Here is an 18,898-nt window from a genome sequence, read left to right on the forward strand (position 1 = left end):
GCCATCATTGCTGCTGGCGGTACTTCAACGGCGTCGTACCGACCACCTTCTTAAACAATTGAATAAAATACGAGACATTCGGCAGACCTACTTCAATCCCAATCCGTTCGATCGGCAGCGTAGTCGTCTGAAGCAGCCGGCAAGCCTGCTTGATTCTTCTGGCGATCAAGTAATCCGTGATGCTGCTTCCTGTCTCCTGCCGAAATATCCGAGAGACATAAAACTTCGACAAATGTGCGGCCTCCGCCAACTTCTCCAGACTGAAAACTTCCGTATAATGCGCTTCGATCCATCTCATGATCGTTTCTGAATACCGAACCGTACGCGGCTCTATCCGCTTATTTGTTTCACCCGAAGCCGTTCCTGCCGCTTGTATGCCGCTGACCAGCTGCATAATCAAGTAGGCCATTTCTTCCTGTGACTCTCCTCTTCCTTCACCAGCAGCCTTATTATACAAATCGAATAACCATTCCATATGAGCGGCACTCCATATAAGATCATAGGCGTGTTCTTTCATTTGACCATGACACATCACGTTGAATTGATTGTAGCGCACGGGAAAGACGTCTTGACAGACGGATATCACAGCCGGGTCAAAATGCAAAATCGTTCGAACATAGGGACTCTCTGAGCTTACTTGGGCATACACCTTATGCAGCTGGAAGGGTTGAAAGAAGAAAAGCATGCCTCGGCGAATCGCGTAGGTCTGCTGGTTGACAATCACACTCCCCTGACCTTCATGAACAAAGAGCATCTCACAGCATGGATGCCAATGGTAATAACCGCCGAAATTAGCTTCATTCCGTAACCTGTGATTCCATAACAGCTGCTTACCGCCAAACTTGATTGGATCAAATAGCAGATTCATAGGCTCCTCCGCTTCGAACAATCTAGCAACATTTTCTCACATCGTATCACAACTTTTACAAGGAAAGAACAGCTATAATCGAAGCAAATGATGACTGGGGGGGAATGAATATGAGCACGCCTTATTATGCAGAGCTCTTGAAGCGTTTGGAAACGAAAGTCGACCGGATGATCGATCAAATCGGGACCAAATGTCCTCATTTTGCTGGGAAAGACGGTACGTATGATCATCTCCAGAGTGATTGGTGGACGAGTGGATTTTGGCCGGGAATCTTGTGGGTGATGCATGATATGACCGGTAAGGAAGCTTACAAGAGTGCGGTATGGAATAAGGATGAGGAACTTGAAGGCTGGTTCGTCAAACCTACGGTGCAGCTGCATCATGATGTCGGCTTCCAATTCTTATCGACGGCGGTTATTAAGCATACCATCACCGGCGATGAGGATGGGCTCCGAAGAGGGATAGAGGCCGCTAATTTCCTTGCATCACGTTTCAATTTATCTGGAAATTTCATTCGCGCATGGAATGCCGACAAGCATGGCTGGGCAATCATCGATTGCATGATGAACATCTCGCTGTTGTTCTGGGCAAGCCGAGTGACTGAAGACCCCAGATACCGCCACATTGCCATCCGCCATGCCGAAACGACGATGCAGTACGGTGTCCGTGAAGATGGATCGGTCAATCATATCCTTTCATTCAACCCGGACACAGGAGCGTTTATCGAAGCATTCGGCGGACAAGGCAGTGCCCCTGATTCTTCCTGGAGCCGGGGAACGGCGTGGGCACTTCATGGATTTGCGAATACATACCGGCATACTGGAGACATCCGTTTCCTTCACACCGCCAAACGGATTGCTCATTTCTTTCTGGCATCGCTCCCAGATGATCATGTGCCTTACTGGGATTTCCGCTTAGCGTCATTCGAGCATGAGCCCCGCGATAGCTCTGCCGCCGCTATTGCCGCATCGGGCTTGCTGGAGATCGCGGATGCTGTACCTGCAGCTGAGAAGCATCTTTATGCCAATGGTGCCCATCGTATGCTGCAAGCTCTTACAAACCACTACGCTACTTGGGATCAGCCGGAACACGAGGCGATACTTATCGGTGGAACCGGCAGCAAACCCGGCAACTTCTGTGTAGATGGGTCCTTGATCTATGGCGATTATTATTATGTTGAAGCTATTGCCAAGCTGAATGGCTGGAAGCATCGGATCTATTAAGGGACTGCGCCTTCCTTACCTTGTTTAACGAATGACAAAGAAGAAGAGACGAACGGCCTTCGCCGTCTGTCTCTTCTTCTGCTTCTGATCAAGTTTGCTGCTAGCCCAATCGTACAGGACGCACGCATACAGGCTTGGATACCTCCACATGGTTTCCTGTATAATGCAGCTTCCCTGATTCCTGATCCACCCGGAAGGTTACGATATTGTTCGTATCGCGGTTCGCCGCAATTAAGTATTGGCCTCCTGGCGTTAATGCAAAGTTTCGTGGATGACTGCCTTCCACGGACACATGCTCTACAAGTGATAGCTTGCCCGTAATGGAGTTGAACGCATAGACGACAATACTGTCATGGCCGCGATTGGAGCCATATACAAACCTTCCATCCTCCGAAACGTTAATTTCCGCACAAGAATTGTCACCGTTGTAATCCTCCGGCAGTGTCGGAACCGTCTCGATAGCCGTAAGCTGCCCTTGCTCGGCATCATAGGAATAACTAGTAATCGATGAATTCAATTCATTAATGACGAAAGCATATGCACCCTCTGGATGAAAAGCGAGATGACGCGGGCCAGCCCCCGGCTTCTCAGTAGCCTCGCCATGCAGAGTTAGTACGCCCCGCTGCGCATCGATGGAATAGGAACGAATCCGGTCGATTCCTAAATCTTGAATGAACACAAAGCGGCCATTCGGACTGAAGAAAGCGGAATGCGGATGAGGCCGGTCCTGATTCGGATGAACACTATGCCCTTCATGCTGTTTTGTATCTAACAGCTCACCGACTTGGCCATCCTCTCTTAAGGCGACTAAACCGATCATTCCACCGTGGTAGCTCGACACGACAAGAAGCGGGTTTCGGATGTCTCTTTGGATATGGCAGGTTGGCGCCGGTACGGTATGTTCCCGATTCAACAGGCTTAGTTTCCCTGTACGCTCATCTATGGCGAAGGCGGCTGCCTCTGCGGTCTTGCTGCCCTCTGGCGTTTGCCGTTCACCAATGGAATAGAGAACCTTGCGCTCTGCATCCACGTCCAAGAACGTCGGATTCTTTAATCCCCCTACTTGGTCAAGGAGCGTTAGCTGTCCGTTTTCTTCATTGAAGGAGTAGACGTATACGCCGCTGTTTTCCGGTTCTGCATAGGATCCGGTGAAGATGAATAAAGGCTTCTGCTTCGCTGTCATATCATATTCCTCCTGTAATTTATTAATTGCTTGGCTAATTCTTCAAGCCTGGAGACTCTTTATCTATCATAGTACAAGTTTACTGCTATGGCTAATCAACGCCAAAGATTACGGCATAGCTCGTTCGGGTAAAGACGGATATACACAGCAGTAGAGGAGGAATTCCCATGAAACACAATCCATATCGAGATGAAATTCCATCAGTCGTAACCCAACGTGAGACGGATCCCGAGTTCTGGCTCTTCACAGAAGAAGATAACAACGGATTCGTTCCGCCCGTCGATGCCGAGCTGATTGACGTTTATCCGGATAAGCAAATTGAAGCGGCCCAAGATGAAGTCGATCTCGATTCCGTTCCCGATGCCGATGAATATGCCGGCAGACCGACTCCAGTCGATCCTGCAGCACCGCCCGATGAATTTCATGGTACCGACCTATTGAACGGGGCTGGCAATGAACCCAAGAAGGAAGCCGATTAATCATGATTCGACGAGGCCTTAGTCCACTTTTCCGCCATAGGAGCGAAGAAAAGCGACGGCTAAATTAACGTCCATACGAACTCCCTTTACGTCGAGCGCCTTCCAGTTCACACCTTCCATAACGGCACCGCGTAAATCTGCTCCCATCAGCTTGGAACCGGATAGCTGAGCGCGGGTCAAGTCAGCTTCACGAAGATCTGCTTTCTCCAGATTGCAGCTAGCCAGATCGGCTTCCTTGAACTTAACTCCACGTAAATCCTGCTTGGCGAGGTTAAGATGACGCAGGCTGGTGTATGACCAATCGCCATTCTTGATGGTAATTCCGTCCAGTTGAGCTTGAGTGAAGTCTGAGCCTGTCATTTTACAGGAATTGAACTTAGCCACGAACAAGTTCGCACCTGTGAAGTTGCAGTTCGTGAAAGCTGTCTCATTATGTAAAGATGCATTGAATAGAGCACCATGGAAGTCGCAATCAATAAACTTGCAGCCAAATGTCGTAATCTCTTCAAAGGAGGTTCCACGAAACCGGCAGCGCGTAAAGGTGCAGTTCTGCATCTCACCGTACCGTTTATCGGCATTGCTGAAATCGACATCCTCATAATGTTGATCGATATATTGGTACACGAGCATCACCCATCCATCATATTCAAGTCTAATTTCATCATCATGCTGATAAAAAAAACACCGCGGCGGATTGTACTGACATCCACCCGGTGTTTTTAAAGTCATTTTACATTTTGTTCAACGTTTCCGTCAACACGGGTACGATTTGCGATTTGCGGGAAACTACGCCTTTGAGGATCGCTTTATTATCATCCAGCGACACGTTATAGGCTTTCTCAACGGCATTCGCTGTGCGTCCTAACACGAGGGCAACGGAATCGTTATTCAGAATATCGGTAACGACGAATACGAACAGATCCAAGCCTTTTTCCTCGATGATGCCGTTAAGCGCTGTTTCCAGCTCGGCTTGTTTGACAAGGACATCACTCGTATCGACTGCGTTAACTTGCGCAATCTCCACCTTGTAGCTGCCCATTTGGAACTCTTTCGCATCCAGTGAGATGAGCTGTGCGATGGTTTTGTCGCTCAGATCGGCTCCGGCTTTCAACATATCCAGGCCGTAAGATTCAGGGTTCACGCCGGCGATTTCCGCCAATTCACGCGCTGCCGCTACATCTTGCTCGGTGCAGGTAGGTGATTTAAACAGCAAGGAATCGGAGATTATAGCGGACAGCATCAGCCCGGCAATAGGCTTATCGATCGCAATCCCGTTTTCCTTGTACATTTTATTAAGAATCGTCGCCGTGCAGCCTACTGGCTCGCAACGATAGTATAATGGATGACTGGTCTCGAAATTAGCAATCCGGTGATGATCGATAACTTCGATTACGCGTACTTGATCGATATCGCTGGCGCTTTGCTGACGCTCATTATGATCAACAAGAATGACCTCTTTCGCTTCACTGGCAACCGTTTCGACAAGACGCGGTGCCGATACTTGGAACTTGTCCAATGCAAATTGAGTCTCCCCGTTAACGCTTCCCAGACGGACTGGCTCAACGTTCAAGCCCAATTTGGATTTCAAATCCGCATACGCGATAGCCGAACAGATTGTATCGGTATCAGGGTTTTTATGACCGAAAATAAGTACTTTTTCCATCATCTTGCTCCTTATTTGTTATGTTGGCGAGTAAAATAGACTTCCATAACCTGCCACAATCAAGATTATACCGTGAATCCCGATGCGAATCCAGCGTCTTCCTCGAATTCCGTCATTCTAAAAAATCCTTCAGCTGTCTGCTGCGGCTTGGATGCCTCAGCTTCCGGAGCGCTTTCGCTTCAATCTGGCGAATACGTTCCCGGGTAACGCCGAAGACTTGACCCACCTCTTCCAGCGTCCGTGTCCGGCCATCGTCGATTCCAAAACGGAGGCGAAGGACACCTTCCTCCCTTTCCGTAAGGGAATCCAGCACATGACTTAACTGCTCCTTAAGCAATTCATATGCCGCGGAGTCGACAGGGGTCATCATTTCGTGGTCCTCGATGAAATCAGACAGCCTCGAATCATTCTCTTCACCGACCGGAGTATCGAGCGATACGGGTTCCTGTGCCATCTTCATGATGCTGCGGACCTTCTCTGTCTCAATGTTCATCTCTTGTGCGATCTCTTCATACGAGGGTTCACGCCCAAGAGATTGCAGCAATTGACGGGCTGTACGATTAAGCTTGTTGATCGTCTCGATCATATGAACGGGAATTCGGATCGTACGGCCTTGATCGGCAATAGCGCGGGTTATGGCTTGACGTATCCACCACGTCGCATACGTGCTGAATTTAAACCCTCTTGTATAATCAAACTTATTAACGGCCTTAATTAACCCCGTATTCCCTTCCTGTATCAAGTCGAGAAATAGCATGCCGTGTCCGACATACCGCCTGGCTATACTGACGACAAGCCGAAGATTAGCTTCCGCAAGTCTCCTCTTCGCCTCTTCATCCCCTTGCTCGATCCTCTGGGCTAATAGAACCTCGTCTTCAGCGGACAGGAGCGGGACACGCCCGATTTCCTTCAAGTACATGCGAACCGGGTCACTGTTCTTCATTCCCGGCGGAAGCGATAAGTCATCCCAGGTATTCGAATCGGCAGAATCTTCTGCCTGTACCTGTATAGCCTCTTTATCCGCGTTCTTACGGTCTTCTGTCATATCCGGCTCCCTCCACACCTATCGTTGGGTCAATAGTACCAGAAATTCTGATTGACACACGAGGTTCATGTGTGATATGATTAATCCAAATGATTGTGAATTCCCGACTCAACGTTTATCATTCATTCTACCACACAGGTTTATCACTGACAACACTTTTTTTACCCCATCACACCATAACCAACTGACACCTTGCATGGTGTCAGTTCTTTTTATTTGATCCTCCGCAAATAAGCACATGAGCAAGCCGAACATCTATCCAGCTTACTCATGTGCTTTATATTGTTGATATCGTAGTTGCGTCATTATCGCGCAGCTCATGCGCCTGGAGCCAATCCAATATGTCAGCATAAACCTGTTCGCGACCAATTTCATTCAGAATCTCATGCCGCATTCCCTCATATAGCTTCATATTAACGTCGATAACACCCACTGTCCGGTAAGCATTGTAGGCTTCTTCCACCATTTTTCCGTACGTCCCGACTGGGTCGTCTGTCCCCGACAGCAATAAGATCGGCAGTGATTTAGGAGTCTGGCTAATATTCGCCGGTTTCGTGATATAGAGAAGTCCATCGAACATATCCCGAAATCCGCTGGCTGTAAATACAAAGCCACAACGCTCATCCGCCATGAACCGGTCTACGATCGACTGATCACGTGTCAGCCAGTCCTGATTCGTTCGAATGGGTTGGAAGCGATGGTTGAACGATTGATACGTCATTCGGTAGAGAAACGTGCTATGGAAGCGGCTGCCTCGGGACCAGACCTCCCAAACCGCAATCAAGCGGGCGAGCCGCAGCAGGAGCCGGCCATAGTGCGCAGTCCCGGAGAGGATCATCCCGTCAACGGCAGACCCGTATTTCACTGCGTAATGACGTGCCATAAAGGAACCCATACTATGGCCCAACATGGTAACGTTCAGACCAGGATGTTCCCTTCTTGCAAGCCCGGTAAGCTTGTATAGATCATCGACCATGTGGTCCCAGCCATCCCGCTCACCGAAGTACCCGAAGTCCTCGTTGTTCTTCACGGAGAGGCCGTGCCCCCGATGATCGTTGGCATAGACGACCAGCCCTTGCCCAGTCAAGTATTGTGCGAACGCCTCGTACCTCCCTGCATGCTCGCAGGACCCGTGTACCAATTGAACGATTCCAGATAAGGGCTTCCCCTCGTCCGGTTCCCATTTATAGACATGAATCGGGCGGTCAGGCAATTGAAATTGAGAGCTTCTCATTACGTCTCCTCCAATCGTCTTCGAACGAGTCATCCTATTTTCCATTTTATCAGAATACCCGCTATCGTTCCAAGAGATTGATGCCGGAGCGCTTACCGCTTACGTCTTTCCCAATTTTCTATTCTTGCCAAATTCAGTGATGTTCCCCATCGTACTATTCATAAAAGAGTGCTAGACTCTCCGCTTAAATATCATAATAATATCCTTAGACTGCCCTTGTGTCATGCTGGTATCAAAGCAGGAAATCAGCTCCCAGCCTTCATAGCCCTGTGAATTCAGCAGCTCGTCCAATTCCTCTTCCTTGACCTTTCCCCCGAGAAATCCACCTGTCCTATACTTGATCGTACGATATTCCCATTGCGTTTGAATCATGTGTTTCCCTCTTTCCTAAAGATATAAAAATGTAAAGAATGATAGGCTGCGTCCCGCCTTTTTAGGCGTAGCGAATATACTGCCCTTCCTATAATTTTCGCTATATCTGCGCAAATTTGTACCGTCTTGATCGCCCCTTAAGCATACCAATCCATTATAGCTCATCATGTCAGATTCCACTCGTCATACCAGCGGCCGGTCTGCGTTCCATCCGAAGTACAAACAGAATCAGCAGCATCGAGGCGGATACTAAACTGAGCGGGATGACGAAGATCAGCGGGTTATAACCGCTAATTAGCAGCGGGAACATATAACCTAACAAAGAGGCCGATAAGGAGATAAAGACGTATAAACTCGAGCCGAAGCCGCTGCGATTCACGAACATTCGCTGTACATATCCCATCGCTACCCCATATAGGATCGAAACAAAGAAGGAATAAACGGGCTGTACGATGAAGAAGATGGGCAGCGCCGCGGATGATGCATACACGGCATAGGTAATAAAAGCACCGATGCCACCCAGCAGAATGATCCGCTTGCTTCCATATTTAACGGCCCAGTATCCCGCGATTGTCATAAATAACAGCTCGAACACGGCTTGAATACTCCATATGTAGGACATGAGCTCTGGACGACCGAACAAGTCCTTGACGACAAGCGGCAAATATAAGCCGCGAATCGCATCCGCGCAGGCCAACATGAACAAAGCGACCAGCATCAGCATCGAGAACGGCTCACCGGTCTTCGCCTCGGCCTTCACTGTCTCTCCCGTATACTCCTTATAGAACAACAGCAGCACGAATAATGCCGCATAGCCGGCCAAATTGCCCCATAACACGCCTTGGAAGGTTGCAAGCAGGTAGAGATTCGCCCCGATCAATAAACCAACGAAGAAACCGATGCTAAGGCCTGCCCGCAGCCAAATTTGGGCCATCTCGACAATATCGGACGCTAACCGTACAAAATGATTCCGTGACATGGCGAACAACTGCCCCATTATTAAGCCGGAAGGCGCCACCGCGATGCACATGCCGATCAGCGCAGTCGCGAATGTATCCGCCCGAAGATAAAACAACAACCCAACCATGCACAATGCTGCCGCGCTCATAGCCAGCTTCTTCTTGCTCTTTAATCGATCACTCCATATGCCTACGACCATCGTCGTGATCATATTGAGGAATAAGGAGGACGCAAATACGGACACGACTTGCCCCTTGGATAATCCGATGCTCTCACTGAGATAGATCGAATTCATAGGTGCTAGAATGCCTGTTCCGATCCCATAACAAAATAATGCAAGCAGCAATCTAACTGCACCTTTAACCTGTAAAAATCGTTTCATGTCGGATATAACACCCAAACGAAACGCCTCCCGCATTCAAGTCGTGGAATCGAACAAAGTTTATTCCAGTCGGCTCATGATGTCAAGGGACCAAAGTACTCCGAAAGTCATGCAGAGCGTCGGATAAATAACGTCCATTGTATGTAAATTCCGCGGAAATCACTATATTTTTATTTAATGTTATTATAATTTAATGCCGTTAATCGTATCAGATACATTCTGTTTCTCGCTCGTTCTGGTCAGGTGAACCAGCCGGTAAAGTTCCGAGAGATCACGCCGATTAATTTCTTCGAATCGACGAATGGCTTCTTCGATACCAACGACATCGACTAAGATCACCTTCTCGCCGTCTGGCGGATTGAGCGGTTCGCCGATAAGTCTCACTTCGCCATATCCAACAAGCCGGATGAAATCGGGATGAGGAATATGAGGCAGGTAGGGCTGTTCCGCCCTCGAGCTGCATCTGAAGTGCCCCAATACATGGTAGGCAATTAATTCAGCGCCTAATTCTTCCTGCACTTCCCTGCGCAAGGCGTCCAAATAAGGTTCATCCCGCTTCAACGTACCTCCTGCGAGTTCCCATACGCCTGTATCGAGCTTCATCATTACATAACGATCGCCTATGACCGGGACGATACTGATATTGCTGATTAAGGCTTCGTCCTCTACCGCTTCCAAAGTAAACTGCGTGGTGATTCGTCCCCATTCCACTTTAGTCGAAAGAATCGGAAAATCCTTCAAGCTGATAATCATGAGTCCACCTGCTTTCTTCCTGCATAAGATAGAAGGCACATATATGCATTACTGAGCGGTTCGAGTTCTTGTCCAGCCTCACGATCCTATTCCGTTATATTCGTATTCAATTGGAACTAATTCATGCCTGGATCCTTCAAGAACACGAATCGCTTAATAACTAAATTTTACCAAACGCATATTTACCTGTAAACAAATTCTGTCTTGGCTATCATGATCGTTGAGAAATTTCTCATCGTAATTTTGTGAATTTATTTGTATGTTTTTTGAAATTCTTTTGTCAAGTATAAATTTCCATTCTTTAGAAACCGATATAACCAAGGAATACAAATTTAGGAGTGATTACGTGGCTTTGGCAAATTCGCTAGTTGTAGTCGAAAGTATTAATACCATTATTCAGTCTGAACTGACACGCGTTAAAAACGAAAATCCGTTCTTCCTCCACTTCCCGCAGGAGAAGGATCCTTCGTACTTTTCTTGGTGTAACAATCTTTATCACTTGTCCAAGCATTTTGGCGAGCTGTTGAAGCTTAGATGGGAACGTTTCCCCGATGTCGATCACGATTTATTTTCGAGTCATTATGAAGAAGAGAAAGACCATGCAGAGATGCTTCGCAAATGGATGATCGGCATCGGGCTGGATGATCCCGAGCTGCACAATGCCAACTATGAGACCGAGCATTTCATCTCCTTGCAGTACCGTGCCGTTGCGGCCATGGATGAGAATCTCTCCTTGCTCATTATCAATAGTACGAGCGAAGGCTTCGCGCACGCGGTTTATTTGCACGCTTATGCGATTCTGCAGCGGACGGGTTTCACTAATCTCGAATATTGGGCTATCCATTGCGAAGCCGATGAAGAACATAGCGACGTCTATCACTTGATCAAAGGCATGAGCGAGAAGCAGTTGGATGAAGCCAAGCATTTGGTTCAATATACATGCAACACGCTGGATGTCATGCTGGCATCCTGGTTTAAGTAACCTATTAACATTATCAGAGGTGAATTGGAATGAGCATCAATTTAAAAGACAAATTTATTTCCAACATGGATCAAAGCACGCACGTATTCTCCTGGCAGGTTCATGAGAATCTGACACCCGAGGAAGCAAAAGCCGCCGCTGACATCATTATTTCGACGGTCCAGGCGAATTCCCAAACGACAAAGGTGAAGCTGCTCGTCGACAACCGCTTCATGGAACGTAATGGCCGCTCCGTTGTGTTTACTCCCGAAGTAAACAGCATATGGGAAAATGCACAGCGCACCGTTTTCCCGCATGTCTCCAAGATTGCCGTTCTCTGCAGCGGAACACTCATGAAGATGCAGATGGACCGTATTTCGCGGAATTCGAACATTATGGAAATCAACAAATGCTTCTGGAATGATAATGACCAGATTATGCTGGAGGAAGCATTCGAATTTCTGGGCATCCAGAACAACCAGTTAGTCAAACCCAAGCAAGACTAATATTTCCTCTTACCTATATGTAGAGAAAACGGCCATCTATATGGTCGTTTTCATTATAGCGGTTCCCCCGGTCTCTCCCCGCAGCCAATCCTGTCGTAAGCGATAGCAAAGAGCCACATAGCATAAGATGCTACGTGACTCTAGACTTATAACGATATGAAGGCAAATAAACTCCGATTAGTAATGAAGCTTGACGTCATCTTTGGCTGAATGCTTGACTTTCAGTGTTAAATATCCCGTTCCTGTATCATACGACCATCCAGAGATTACGGTATTCAAATCGGCCGCTTCGCTTTGCTCCACCCCATTGATCGTAACTATACGGGGTTTGTCGCGCTGCGTAATCAATACATATGTCGTCTCTCCAGCCGGGTACGTTAAATCGAATTTCACTAGATGATTCGTAGAAGACGGTCCGACATTGCTGATATTCGCCAGCGTGGAGATGCGGGCAGGCTCGCACTGTCCATTGGCGCAAGGCGCCGTTAGCGTTGTCGTGAAATCAGGCTCGGGTCCTTGACCTTCAAGCGCACGCTCCAAGAACACATTCTTGAGCAGCGCCTCCGGGTTAATCATCACATCATCGGAGCGTTCATCTGTGAGCAGCTTCCAGAAGTCCGGATATCCGCCCAGATGCGGTTCGCCGGCATCTGCCTCCTGCATCTCCTCGGCACTGGATAATATTCCGGAGGCGATCTCGCTCCAAGGCAGTGAATCATCATAGCGGGACAGCTCTAAGAGTGAATAGGAGTAGACGAGTCCATTCCACTGTACCGGTACCCCGAACCAAGGCATCACATAAGCGGTTGAACCAAAGACAGGAATAGTCGCGTACGGCGAGAATGAAAAGCCGGGGATATTCCACGCATAGATGAATGGGAAGCCTGTACGGGCCCATTTGACTGCATCATCTACATATTGATCGTCATTCGTCCATTTGAACGCTTCCAGATAGGCGCCAACGGCCCTGCCGGAAGCGAGAATGTCCGGTGTGTGCACGGGAACTTCCCACGTCTGTGCAGCACGCGGCACATCCCCCATCGTTTGCATAGCCGCGATGCCCTTCATGCCGGCGGCGGCTGCGTCTTCATCGCCTGTCATATTAGCGTAACGAAGTAAGGTTTGCGTATGCTGCGCCGTGAAACCAAGCTGCTGTTCGCCATCAACACCTAACGGTCTTCCGGCATTGTTCGGGTTATTGTAGAACAACCAGGCTCCGGAAGCATCCTGTGAATTAATGAGCGACTGTATCGTCCCTTTCAACCCTTGCAGCGACTCCTTCATGTAACCCAGATAGAATGGCGACTGCCAGATCGGGATATGACCATCCGGGTTACCGAGAGCTGCTTTGCTGGGCATATCATTCAGCACTTCTTGAATGCGGGCCTCCGCATCAGGCCGCTTCGCTGCATCGTACATGCCCAGCTGACGCAGCAGCACATTATTAGAAGGGAATTTGGACGGTCCCCAATTCGGGCCGTCGACATGTCGCCATCCTTTTGCCGAATCGACCCAGAATGTGTTCAGATAGGCTTCCAAGCCAAGATCGACTTCTTTCTCAAAACTATGTCCGGGCGCTTCTTCCGGCCAGCCATAGGAATCCAGGTACAAATCGACTGCTTCGAGCACGCTGTCGCCTTCAGCTGCCGCAATAACGGCTTGAAGCGTCAGCGGTTTATTGGCCTCAAGCGCATAGGGATCGACGGCCAATTCTGAATTCTCTTTCACGAAGGTTGGCACCGACAGGGCCGACAACCCAAGCACGTGGTTATTCTGATTCTCCACAAAATTTGGAGAAGCGAACTTCGCGGCAGGCAGTGAGTGCTCCCCATCCCACTTCTGATTCGGATCCCACATTAAACTAACGACCTTCTCACCGCTGCGGACAGCCATGAGCGGCATTGTTATTTTGTAAGGATGCGGTACGAGACGGTTAGAATACGGTAGGTTCGAGTCGAGATCACTCGATGAGGATTCGTCATCGACCAGCCATTCAAGCCCTGGGAACAGCGCTTCATCCTTGGTGCTGCCGAAGCTCCCCTGACCAACCGTGAGTACGGGACCGGACATATTAAGCAGATCGGCATCCGTATCGGCACTTACCTGCTGTTCAACGTTCACCCCTTGATCGTTCGTACCAAGCTTGAACGTAAAGGCATGGGTCCACACGCGTCCGGAGCTGTCGGTCGACGTGCCGTTCATCGTCAATGCAGCTTGATCGGATGCATGGCTTACTGAAGCATGAGTCGGATAGAAACCGACAGATTCGATGCCACCATTCTGCTGCTGGATCGTTGCATAAGCAAATGGCTGTGCGGATGCCATCAAATTCCACTGTCCATCCGCCCAAGCATAGACCAAATATTGACCAAAGCCGAATGAATCACGCGGGAATACGATACGTACGTTGCCGTTCTCCAGCACCGCGTGTCCCGTTGCTTGATCAACGCTTGCGCGAGCAGTTGTGGAATGCTGCGGATCAACCGATGGCGCCGCTGCAAGAACAGGCAGAGGCAGCGATTTGCTGCCCGTGAGGCCGGCTGCGGACAGTTTAACATTCACTGCGTATCCTCCTGGCGCCGCGCCCCGCACTTTCCACGTAACCGGTACCCTCTGGCGCAGAGCCATATCTCCAAGCGAAACCTCCGCATCGCCTTCAATTAGCTCTAGGCCAGCCGGAAGCTCGATTTCCACCTTCGCGTTGGGCAAGATCTTGCCGCCCGAGTTAAACACTTCAGCCGTGACGACCGCCTCTTCACCGACTTCTACGGATGGTTGAGACCGTTTCATCTCAAACTGAACAGCGGCAGGGCTCTCCTCAAAGTACAAATAATCGATCTCCCAATTCGCATTCACTGCATTGCCTTCGAGGTCAAGACGTAGCGATTGAACACGCCCTGCCCACAATGGCATCTCCGCTAATGGAACCCTGTATTCATGCATTTGTCCATCGGCTATGATGGGAAAACTGATTTTCCGATCTTCCGAGAACCCAGGCTGGGTACCCGTACCGTAGAACAGCATGACTGAGTTACCGGCGGTTGCGCTAAGTCCGATGACCATCGTACCGTCGCGCTCGCCGATAATCCCGTCTATGCCATGTGCGGCCATGTACGGATCATTGCCTGTGACGGTCGTGGACAGCTTCCCGCCTGCTGCTGTAAGCGGCGATAACGAATGTGCGGCTTCCCAGCCTTGCGTAAAGCCATCTACATTCCAATCGAATCGGGTCGATACGCCCGATGGGAAGCGGACATAATCGATCTCCCAATCTGCTCCTGTCAATGCGCTGCCTTGCAGGTCAAGGCGGATTTCCCCAATGGTACCGGACCATAGCGGATGAGTCCATAAGTCGATGGAGTAATCATGGAACTGCCCATCGGCTGTAATCGGCATCACCAGCTTGCGATCCTCGGAGAATTGCGGAGAAGATGAAATATTGGCGAAATATACAGCAACGCTCTCCCCAGCCGATGCTTTCATTCTCAGCTTCACGCTGCCAATATCGCCTGCCGGTGTGTTTAATGCCGGAGAAATCAATGAGGGTTGATTTCCCGTGACCGTGGTGGACACCGTATTCGCTCCAGGCGTCAGTGCCGTCAAATCACTGACAGCAGACCATCCGTTATCCGAGTTATTGAACTCGAATCCGTATGTAGACTCCTGAACGAAACGTATATAATCGATGCTTACCTCAGCCGGAAAGCTGCTCGGCGGCTCAAGGTCCAACCGGAATGACTGCACGACCCCGCTCCATAGGGAATGCGCCCCGACCCTTATGCGGTACTCGTGATATTCCCCATCAGGTATAATGCCAAACGCCATATTCTTATCAGCAGATAGACCCGGTGATATGTCGGTGTCGAAGAACACAGCCATACTGCCGCCGTTGTTGGATTTTGCCCGAATAACCATCACATGTCCGGAATCTGCCGGCAAATTGAGCGGAGTAGGTCCGAACCAATACGGATCAAAGCCATCCGTTGTGATATGAAGAGATCCGCCGGATACAGAGGATGAACCGATCCCATTGCCGGATGCAGCCCAACCTTCGTTATCTCCGTCCGTATTAAACTCATATGCGAGCTGTACGGAGTCCACTGCGTTAGCAGTTGGAGATGTGAATGGGAATACTGTAATAAGCAAAGCAACTGTAAGGAAAACATGGAATAACTTCGATCGTCTTGCGCGGCTTGTAAGCACTTACAAAACACCTCCGAATAATGTTATCGACTGCAAGTCCTCCTGTAAACCGTTCACCAATCACCATCCTAATCGAATACAAACTCACCTCCCTTCAATCCAAGGATTATTTACTCCGACTCGTTTCTTCAGCCTCCCTAACCTATCGGAACCCATTCATCAGCAACGTTCTCATACGTGTTTTAAGGTAAGTATACTGATCTGAATTAAAAATGTATATACATGGAATTTAATATTAATTTCCCCATTAGTATGTGCTGGTTTAAGACCAGAAAAAGCCTTGTCCCGATCGGTTATCGGAACAAGGCTTGAAGCTAAGATTACTTTGATACAGCAATTCGCTGCTTACTAGGATAGGTTGAAGGTAAAATCATAGACTCCCGATTGAAGATCAATGATGATGGCTTGTTCTGCTTGTTTGCAATCCACAATACCTTCCACCTTGCTGATCGAGCTGCCCTTCTCCCACATAACGGACGTTCCCTCCATCACTGAGACCGGCACCATTCCCTCCGGCAGATCCAGAATGAATTGACCGGACATCGAAGTTGGGATATGCAGCTGGGCTTGAATGGTCGTTCTATCATGTCTGACCCATCTCGTGATGACTTCCCCTCTGACAGTCGGTACAGTCGCTTCGGCGAAGCTGAGGCTTGCCGGCATATAGGGACGAATCCGAACCTTAGCGAATCCGGGAGAAGTCCCTTGAATCCCAACGACATACTCTTGAAGCATTCTGGCCGGGTAACCATTCCATGCGTGGCAGTGGGATTCGATATCGTCCCATCCTTCCCACATCGTCTTGGCGCCTTGGGCGATCATATATCCCCAGCCCGGATATTCCTCACGCCGTATCAAGCCGTATGCAATCTCAGGACGCCCGCTCTCGAACAATAAGCGAAGCAGCGGCAGCGAAAGCACGGTCTTGGACTCCCATGTTTTCTCCGCAACATAAGCCAGCGCCGAATCCCGATCCGTGCTCGGGATGATCCCCGCAAGAAGCGCAAGTGCTCCGACACCTTGATGTGTCGCTTCCGATTCGGAGCTATCACGCAGACGCTTCAGATCCGGATCATAGAGATGCTGCAGAATGCTGCTTTGCAGCTTATCCGCCTGAGCCGCGTATGCGGCGCCCTCCTCTATCCGCCCTGTCAGATGGGCTGAATCTGCTGCGATTCGAAGCGCCTGCCATGCTTTAATCTGTTGCACCGTCAAGAAATCTCCGGCATGGTCCACGGTCGGATACGGCCAGTCGCTTATGTGCCAGCCTTTGCCAACGGGAATCAAGCCCGTATTCGGATCAGCCGTCCCCATGAAGTAATCGATCATTCTACATAGCGGCTCATAATACTTTTCCAGCAGCCGAACGTCGCCAGATTGGTTATAAAGCTTCCATAGCATGGTCGCAAAATGGAGATCCCACTCCGGAATTTGGATAAAGAAATCCGGATGCTCGTAATTGGACGGAAATACGAATGGGAATGTGCCGTCATCCAGCTGGCCATCCGCAAAATCGCTTAACGTCTTCTCCAGCACCTGAAGCGCATCGAAGTTATACAGCAGCGTTTCCGCCTGAAGATCGGTATCGGCCAAATATTGAGCTTGCTCCCGATGCGGGCAATCGACGGTCTGTCCAAGCGTATTATTCTTCTGCGTTTGGATCGAAGCCTCGTACATGGTGTTCAGAAAAGCATCGGAGCTGGTGAAGCGGCCCCCCTGAGCCATATCGGTATGTGCCGAATGAATGACGATATTCGTTCCGGGCTCGATTGGCCCCGGATATCCGGTCACCTCGACATACCGGAAGGCTTTAAAGGAGAAATCTGGTTTCCAGCTTTCCACTTCATCGCCCTTCATCGTATATTGATCGTAATAATTGTCTGAGTTCTCGTTACATACGTTATGCTTGACCCGTCCCTGATCATTCAAGTCTTCAGAATAACGCATCTGCAGCGTAACTCCTGGCAGCCCTTTCAAAGAAAAGCTTGGCCAGCCGGATATGATCTTGCCTGTATCGAATACATGAACGGGAAGATCGTCTTCCTTAAGCGGTAGCGTGGTAGATACCCGCTGAGGAACGATTTCCTCCTCAAGTGCTCCCTCCGGAATCTGCTGCCACTTCATGGGCCATTCCGCTTTGGCGATTTTTGCGAGTGCCGCTCGTCTGCATTGACCGGGGTCGAACCCGGGAAGCAGCCACGCCGGATCAAGCTTGCGGGCATCATAATCTTCAATGGCCGACATGCGCCGGTTCTGCTGGTACGCGGTACCTGTCCGATGGGGAATATCCCGCAGGGTTTGCCAGGTTGCATCCGACTTGAACAGCTTCTTCGATCCATCCGTGAATGTGACGTGGAGCTGCAGCCGAAATCCGGGAAGACCGTTCACATAATTCTGACCATCGCCCCCAAGGTAGTGTGCCGCTGCTGCTATGCAGTTCTCCCCTGACTGCAGAGAAGCGGTCACATCATAGGCCAAATAATACTTCCGTTTGCGTATCTCTGTCGGAGCAGGCGAACCAAAGCCACCTATACGATCACCATTCACGTGAAATTGAACGAAATTATGCGCAGATACGAACACTTTCGCCCACGCGATCGCTTTGGTCAGTTTGAATTCCTTGCGGAAGTAGGCAAAATCATTCGTCTGCACGCGGCGCGAACGCCAAATCCAATCTGCCTGCCAATCACCGGCGAACAGGCCTGTATCCCAGAAGCTAGGTTCCGATTCGGAATAATCCCCCTCCGCATCCCACACCCCCGCTTTCCACCAATAACGGGTGCAGCCTGCGAGAGTTCGACCCGCATAATCGACATGAAGCTCGCTGCCTGTTTTCTTACCGCTTTCCCATATGATTGCATTCCCGGCCTCCAGATCGGCCTTCGACATTGCGACCCATACTTGCGAAGCTGCAAGCATCTCCCCTCGCTTCTCGCTCTTCAATTGCCATGAGAAACGCGGACACTGCTCGTCCAACCCTTGTGGTTCGATTAATCCGTTCACTTGCAGTCTTGTAATCGTTAGCATAGCCATCCTCCCGTGTTCATCTTTCTTACAGCATAATAC

14 protein-coding genes and 1 pseudogene are annotated in these 18,898 nt (G+C 49.6%); 4 read left to right on the forward strand and 11 right to left on the reverse strand.

Going from position 1 to position 18,898, the window contains the following annotated elements; translation table 11 throughout:
• Window positions 1-4: 4 nt before the first annotated feature.
• Window positions 5-868 (reverse strand): AraC family transcriptional regulator, encoded by an 864-nt coding sequence (locus NNL21_RS25580; RefSeq protein ID WP_204821180.1) that lies wholly within the window; start codon window positions 866-868, stop codon window positions 5-7.
• 110 nt (window positions 869-978) lie between these two features.
• Between NNL21_RS25580 and NNL21_RS25585 the strand changes: the two genes are divergently transcribed.
• On the forward strand, window positions 979-2,091 hold the full coding sequence (locus NNL21_RS25585; RefSeq protein WP_204821181.1) for a glycoside hydrolase family 88 protein: 1,113 nt from the start codon (window positions 979-981) through the stop codon (window positions 2,089-2,091).
• A 100-nt stretch (window positions 2,092-2,191) separates the two neighbouring features.
• On the opposite strand, the gene NNL21_RS25590 is transcribed toward NNL21_RS25585, so the two are convergent.
• Entirely contained in the window at window positions 2,192-3,274 is a 1,083-nt protein-coding gene (locus NNL21_RS25590) for a lactonase family protein (protein WP_204821182.1), read from the reverse strand.
• A 167-nt stretch (window positions 3,275-3,441) separates the two neighbouring features.
• Between NNL21_RS25590 and NNL21_RS25595 the strand changes: the two genes are divergently transcribed.
• Window positions 3,442-3,753 carry a hypothetical protein gene (locus tag NNL21_RS25595; RefSeq protein WP_204821183.1) on the forward strand — a complete coding sequence of 104 codons (312 nt, stop codon included), beginning with the start codon at window positions 3,442-3,444 and terminating at the stop codon, window positions 3,751-3,753.
• A gap of 18 nt (window positions 3,754-3,771) precedes the next feature.
• On the opposite strand, the gene NNL21_RS25600 is transcribed toward NNL21_RS25595, so the two are convergent.
• From NNL21_RS25600 to NNL21_RS25630, 7 genes and pseudogenes are all read right to left on the reverse strand, one after another.
• On the reverse strand, window positions 3,772-4,377 hold the full coding sequence (locus tag NNL21_RS25600; protein ID WP_204821184.1) for a pentapeptide repeat-containing protein: 606 nt from the start codon (window positions 4,375-4,377) through the stop codon (window positions 3,772-3,774).
• A 106-nt stretch (window positions 4,378-4,483) separates the two neighbouring features.
• Entirely contained in the window at window positions 4,484-5,416 is a 933-nt protein-coding gene (locus NNL21_RS25605) for a manganese-dependent inorganic pyrophosphatase (RefSeq protein ID WP_204821291.1), read from the reverse strand.
• 112 nt (window positions 5,417-5,528) lie between these two features.
• Window positions 5,529-6,389: pseudogene (gene rpoD / locus NNL21_RS25610) on the reverse strand (RNA polymerase sigma factor RpoD); the annotation flags it as partial.
• A 349-nt stretch (window positions 6,390-6,738) separates the two neighbouring features.
• Window positions 6,739-7,695, reverse strand: a complete 957-nt coding sequence (locus NNL21_RS25615) for an alpha/beta hydrolase (RefSeq protein ID WP_204821185.1) — start codon at window positions 7,693-7,695, stop codon at window positions 6,739-6,741.
• Window positions 7,696-7,866: 171 nt separating this feature from the next.
• A complete protein-coding gene (locus NNL21_RS25620) occupies window positions 7,867-8,067 on the reverse strand; it encodes a DUF4177 domain-containing protein (protein ID WP_204821186.1) in 201 nt (66 codons plus the stop codon).
• Between the two features lie 169 nt (window positions 8,068-8,236).
• On the reverse strand, window positions 8,237-9,427 hold the full coding sequence (locus tag NNL21_RS25625; RefSeq protein ID WP_204821187.1) for an MFS transporter: 1,191 nt from the start codon (window positions 9,425-9,427) through the stop codon (window positions 8,237-8,239).
• A gap of 165 nt (window positions 9,428-9,592) precedes the next feature.
• Entirely contained in the window at window positions 9,593-10,162 is a 570-nt protein-coding gene (locus NNL21_RS25630; protein WP_204821188.1) for an NUDIX hydrolase, read from the reverse strand.
• Window positions 10,163-10,508: 346 nt separating this feature from the next.
• On the opposite strand from NNL21_RS25630, the gene NNL21_RS25635 reads away from it, so the two are divergent.
• On the forward strand, window positions 10,509-11,144 hold the full coding sequence (locus tag NNL21_RS25635) for an iron-containing redox enzyme family protein (protein ID WP_256555473.1): 636 nt from the start codon (window positions 10,509-10,511) through the stop codon (window positions 11,142-11,144).
• Between the two features lie 29 nt (window positions 11,145-11,173).
• Window positions 11,174-11,629, forward strand: coding sequence for a hypothetical protein (locus NNL21_RS25640; protein WP_204821190.1), 456 nt, complete (start codon window positions 11,174-11,176; stop codon window positions 11,627-11,629).
• Between the two features lie 177 nt (window positions 11,630-11,806).
• Here the strand turns inward: NNL21_RS25640 and NNL21_RS25645 are convergent, their stop codons facing one another.
• On the reverse strand, window positions 11,807-15,832 hold the full coding sequence (locus NNL21_RS25645; RefSeq protein WP_204821191.1) for a hypothetical protein: 4,026 nt from the start codon (window positions 15,830-15,832) through the stop codon (window positions 11,807-11,809).
• Between the two features lie 348 nt (window positions 15,833-16,180).
• Entirely contained in the window at window positions 16,181-18,859 is a 2,679-nt protein-coding gene (locus NNL21_RS25650; RefSeq protein WP_204821192.1) for a family 78 glycoside hydrolase catalytic domain, read from the reverse strand.
• Window positions 18,860-18,898: the final 39 nt, after the last annotated feature.

The sequence above is a fragment of the Paenibacillus mendelii genome (assembly GCF_024498075.1).
Taxonomy (GTDB): Bacteria; Bacillota; Bacilli; order Paenibacillales; family Paenibacillaceae; genus Paenibacillus_Z; species Paenibacillus_Z mendelii.

Bases quoted from the DNA above. Each gene is read 5' to 3' on its own strand.
- NNL21_RS25580 (WP_204821180.1), bottom strand. From the start codon at position 868: ATGAATCTGCTATTTGATCCAATCAAGTTTGGCGGTAAGCAGCTGTTA.
- NNL21_RS25585 (WP_204821181.1), top strand. From the start codon at position 979: ATGAGCACGCCTTATTATGCAGAGCTCTTGAAGCGTTTGGAAACGAAA.
- NNL21_RS25590 (WP_204821182.1), bottom strand. From the start codon at position 3,274: ATGACAGCGAAGCAGAAGCCTTTATTCATCTTCACCGGATCCTATGCA.
- NNL21_RS25595 (WP_204821183.1), top strand. From the start codon at position 3,442: ATGAAACACAATCCATATCGAGATGAAATTCCATCAGTCGTAACCCAA.
- NNL21_RS25605 (WP_204821291.1), bottom strand. From the start codon at position 5,416: ATGGAAAAAGTACTTATTTTCGGTCATAAAAACCCTGATACCGATACA.
- NNL21_RS25615 (WP_204821185.1), bottom strand. From the start codon at position 7,695: ATGAGAAGCTCTCAATTTCAATTGCCTGACCGCCCGATTCATGTCTAT.
- NNL21_RS25620 (WP_204821186.1), bottom strand. From the start codon at position 8,067: ATGATTCAAACGCAATGGGAATATCGTACGATCAAGTATAGGACAGGT.
- NNL21_RS25630 (WP_204821188.1), bottom strand. From the start codon at position 10,162: ATGATTATCAGCTTGAAGGATTTTCCGATTCTTTCGACTAAAGTGGAA.
- NNL21_RS25640 (WP_204821190.1), top strand. From the start codon at position 11,174: ATGAGCATCAATTTAAAAGACAAATTTATTTCCAACATGGATCAAAGC.
- NNL21_RS25650 (WP_204821192.1), bottom strand. From the start codon at position 18,859: ATGCTAACGATTACAAGACTGCAAGTGAACGGATTAATCGAACCACAA.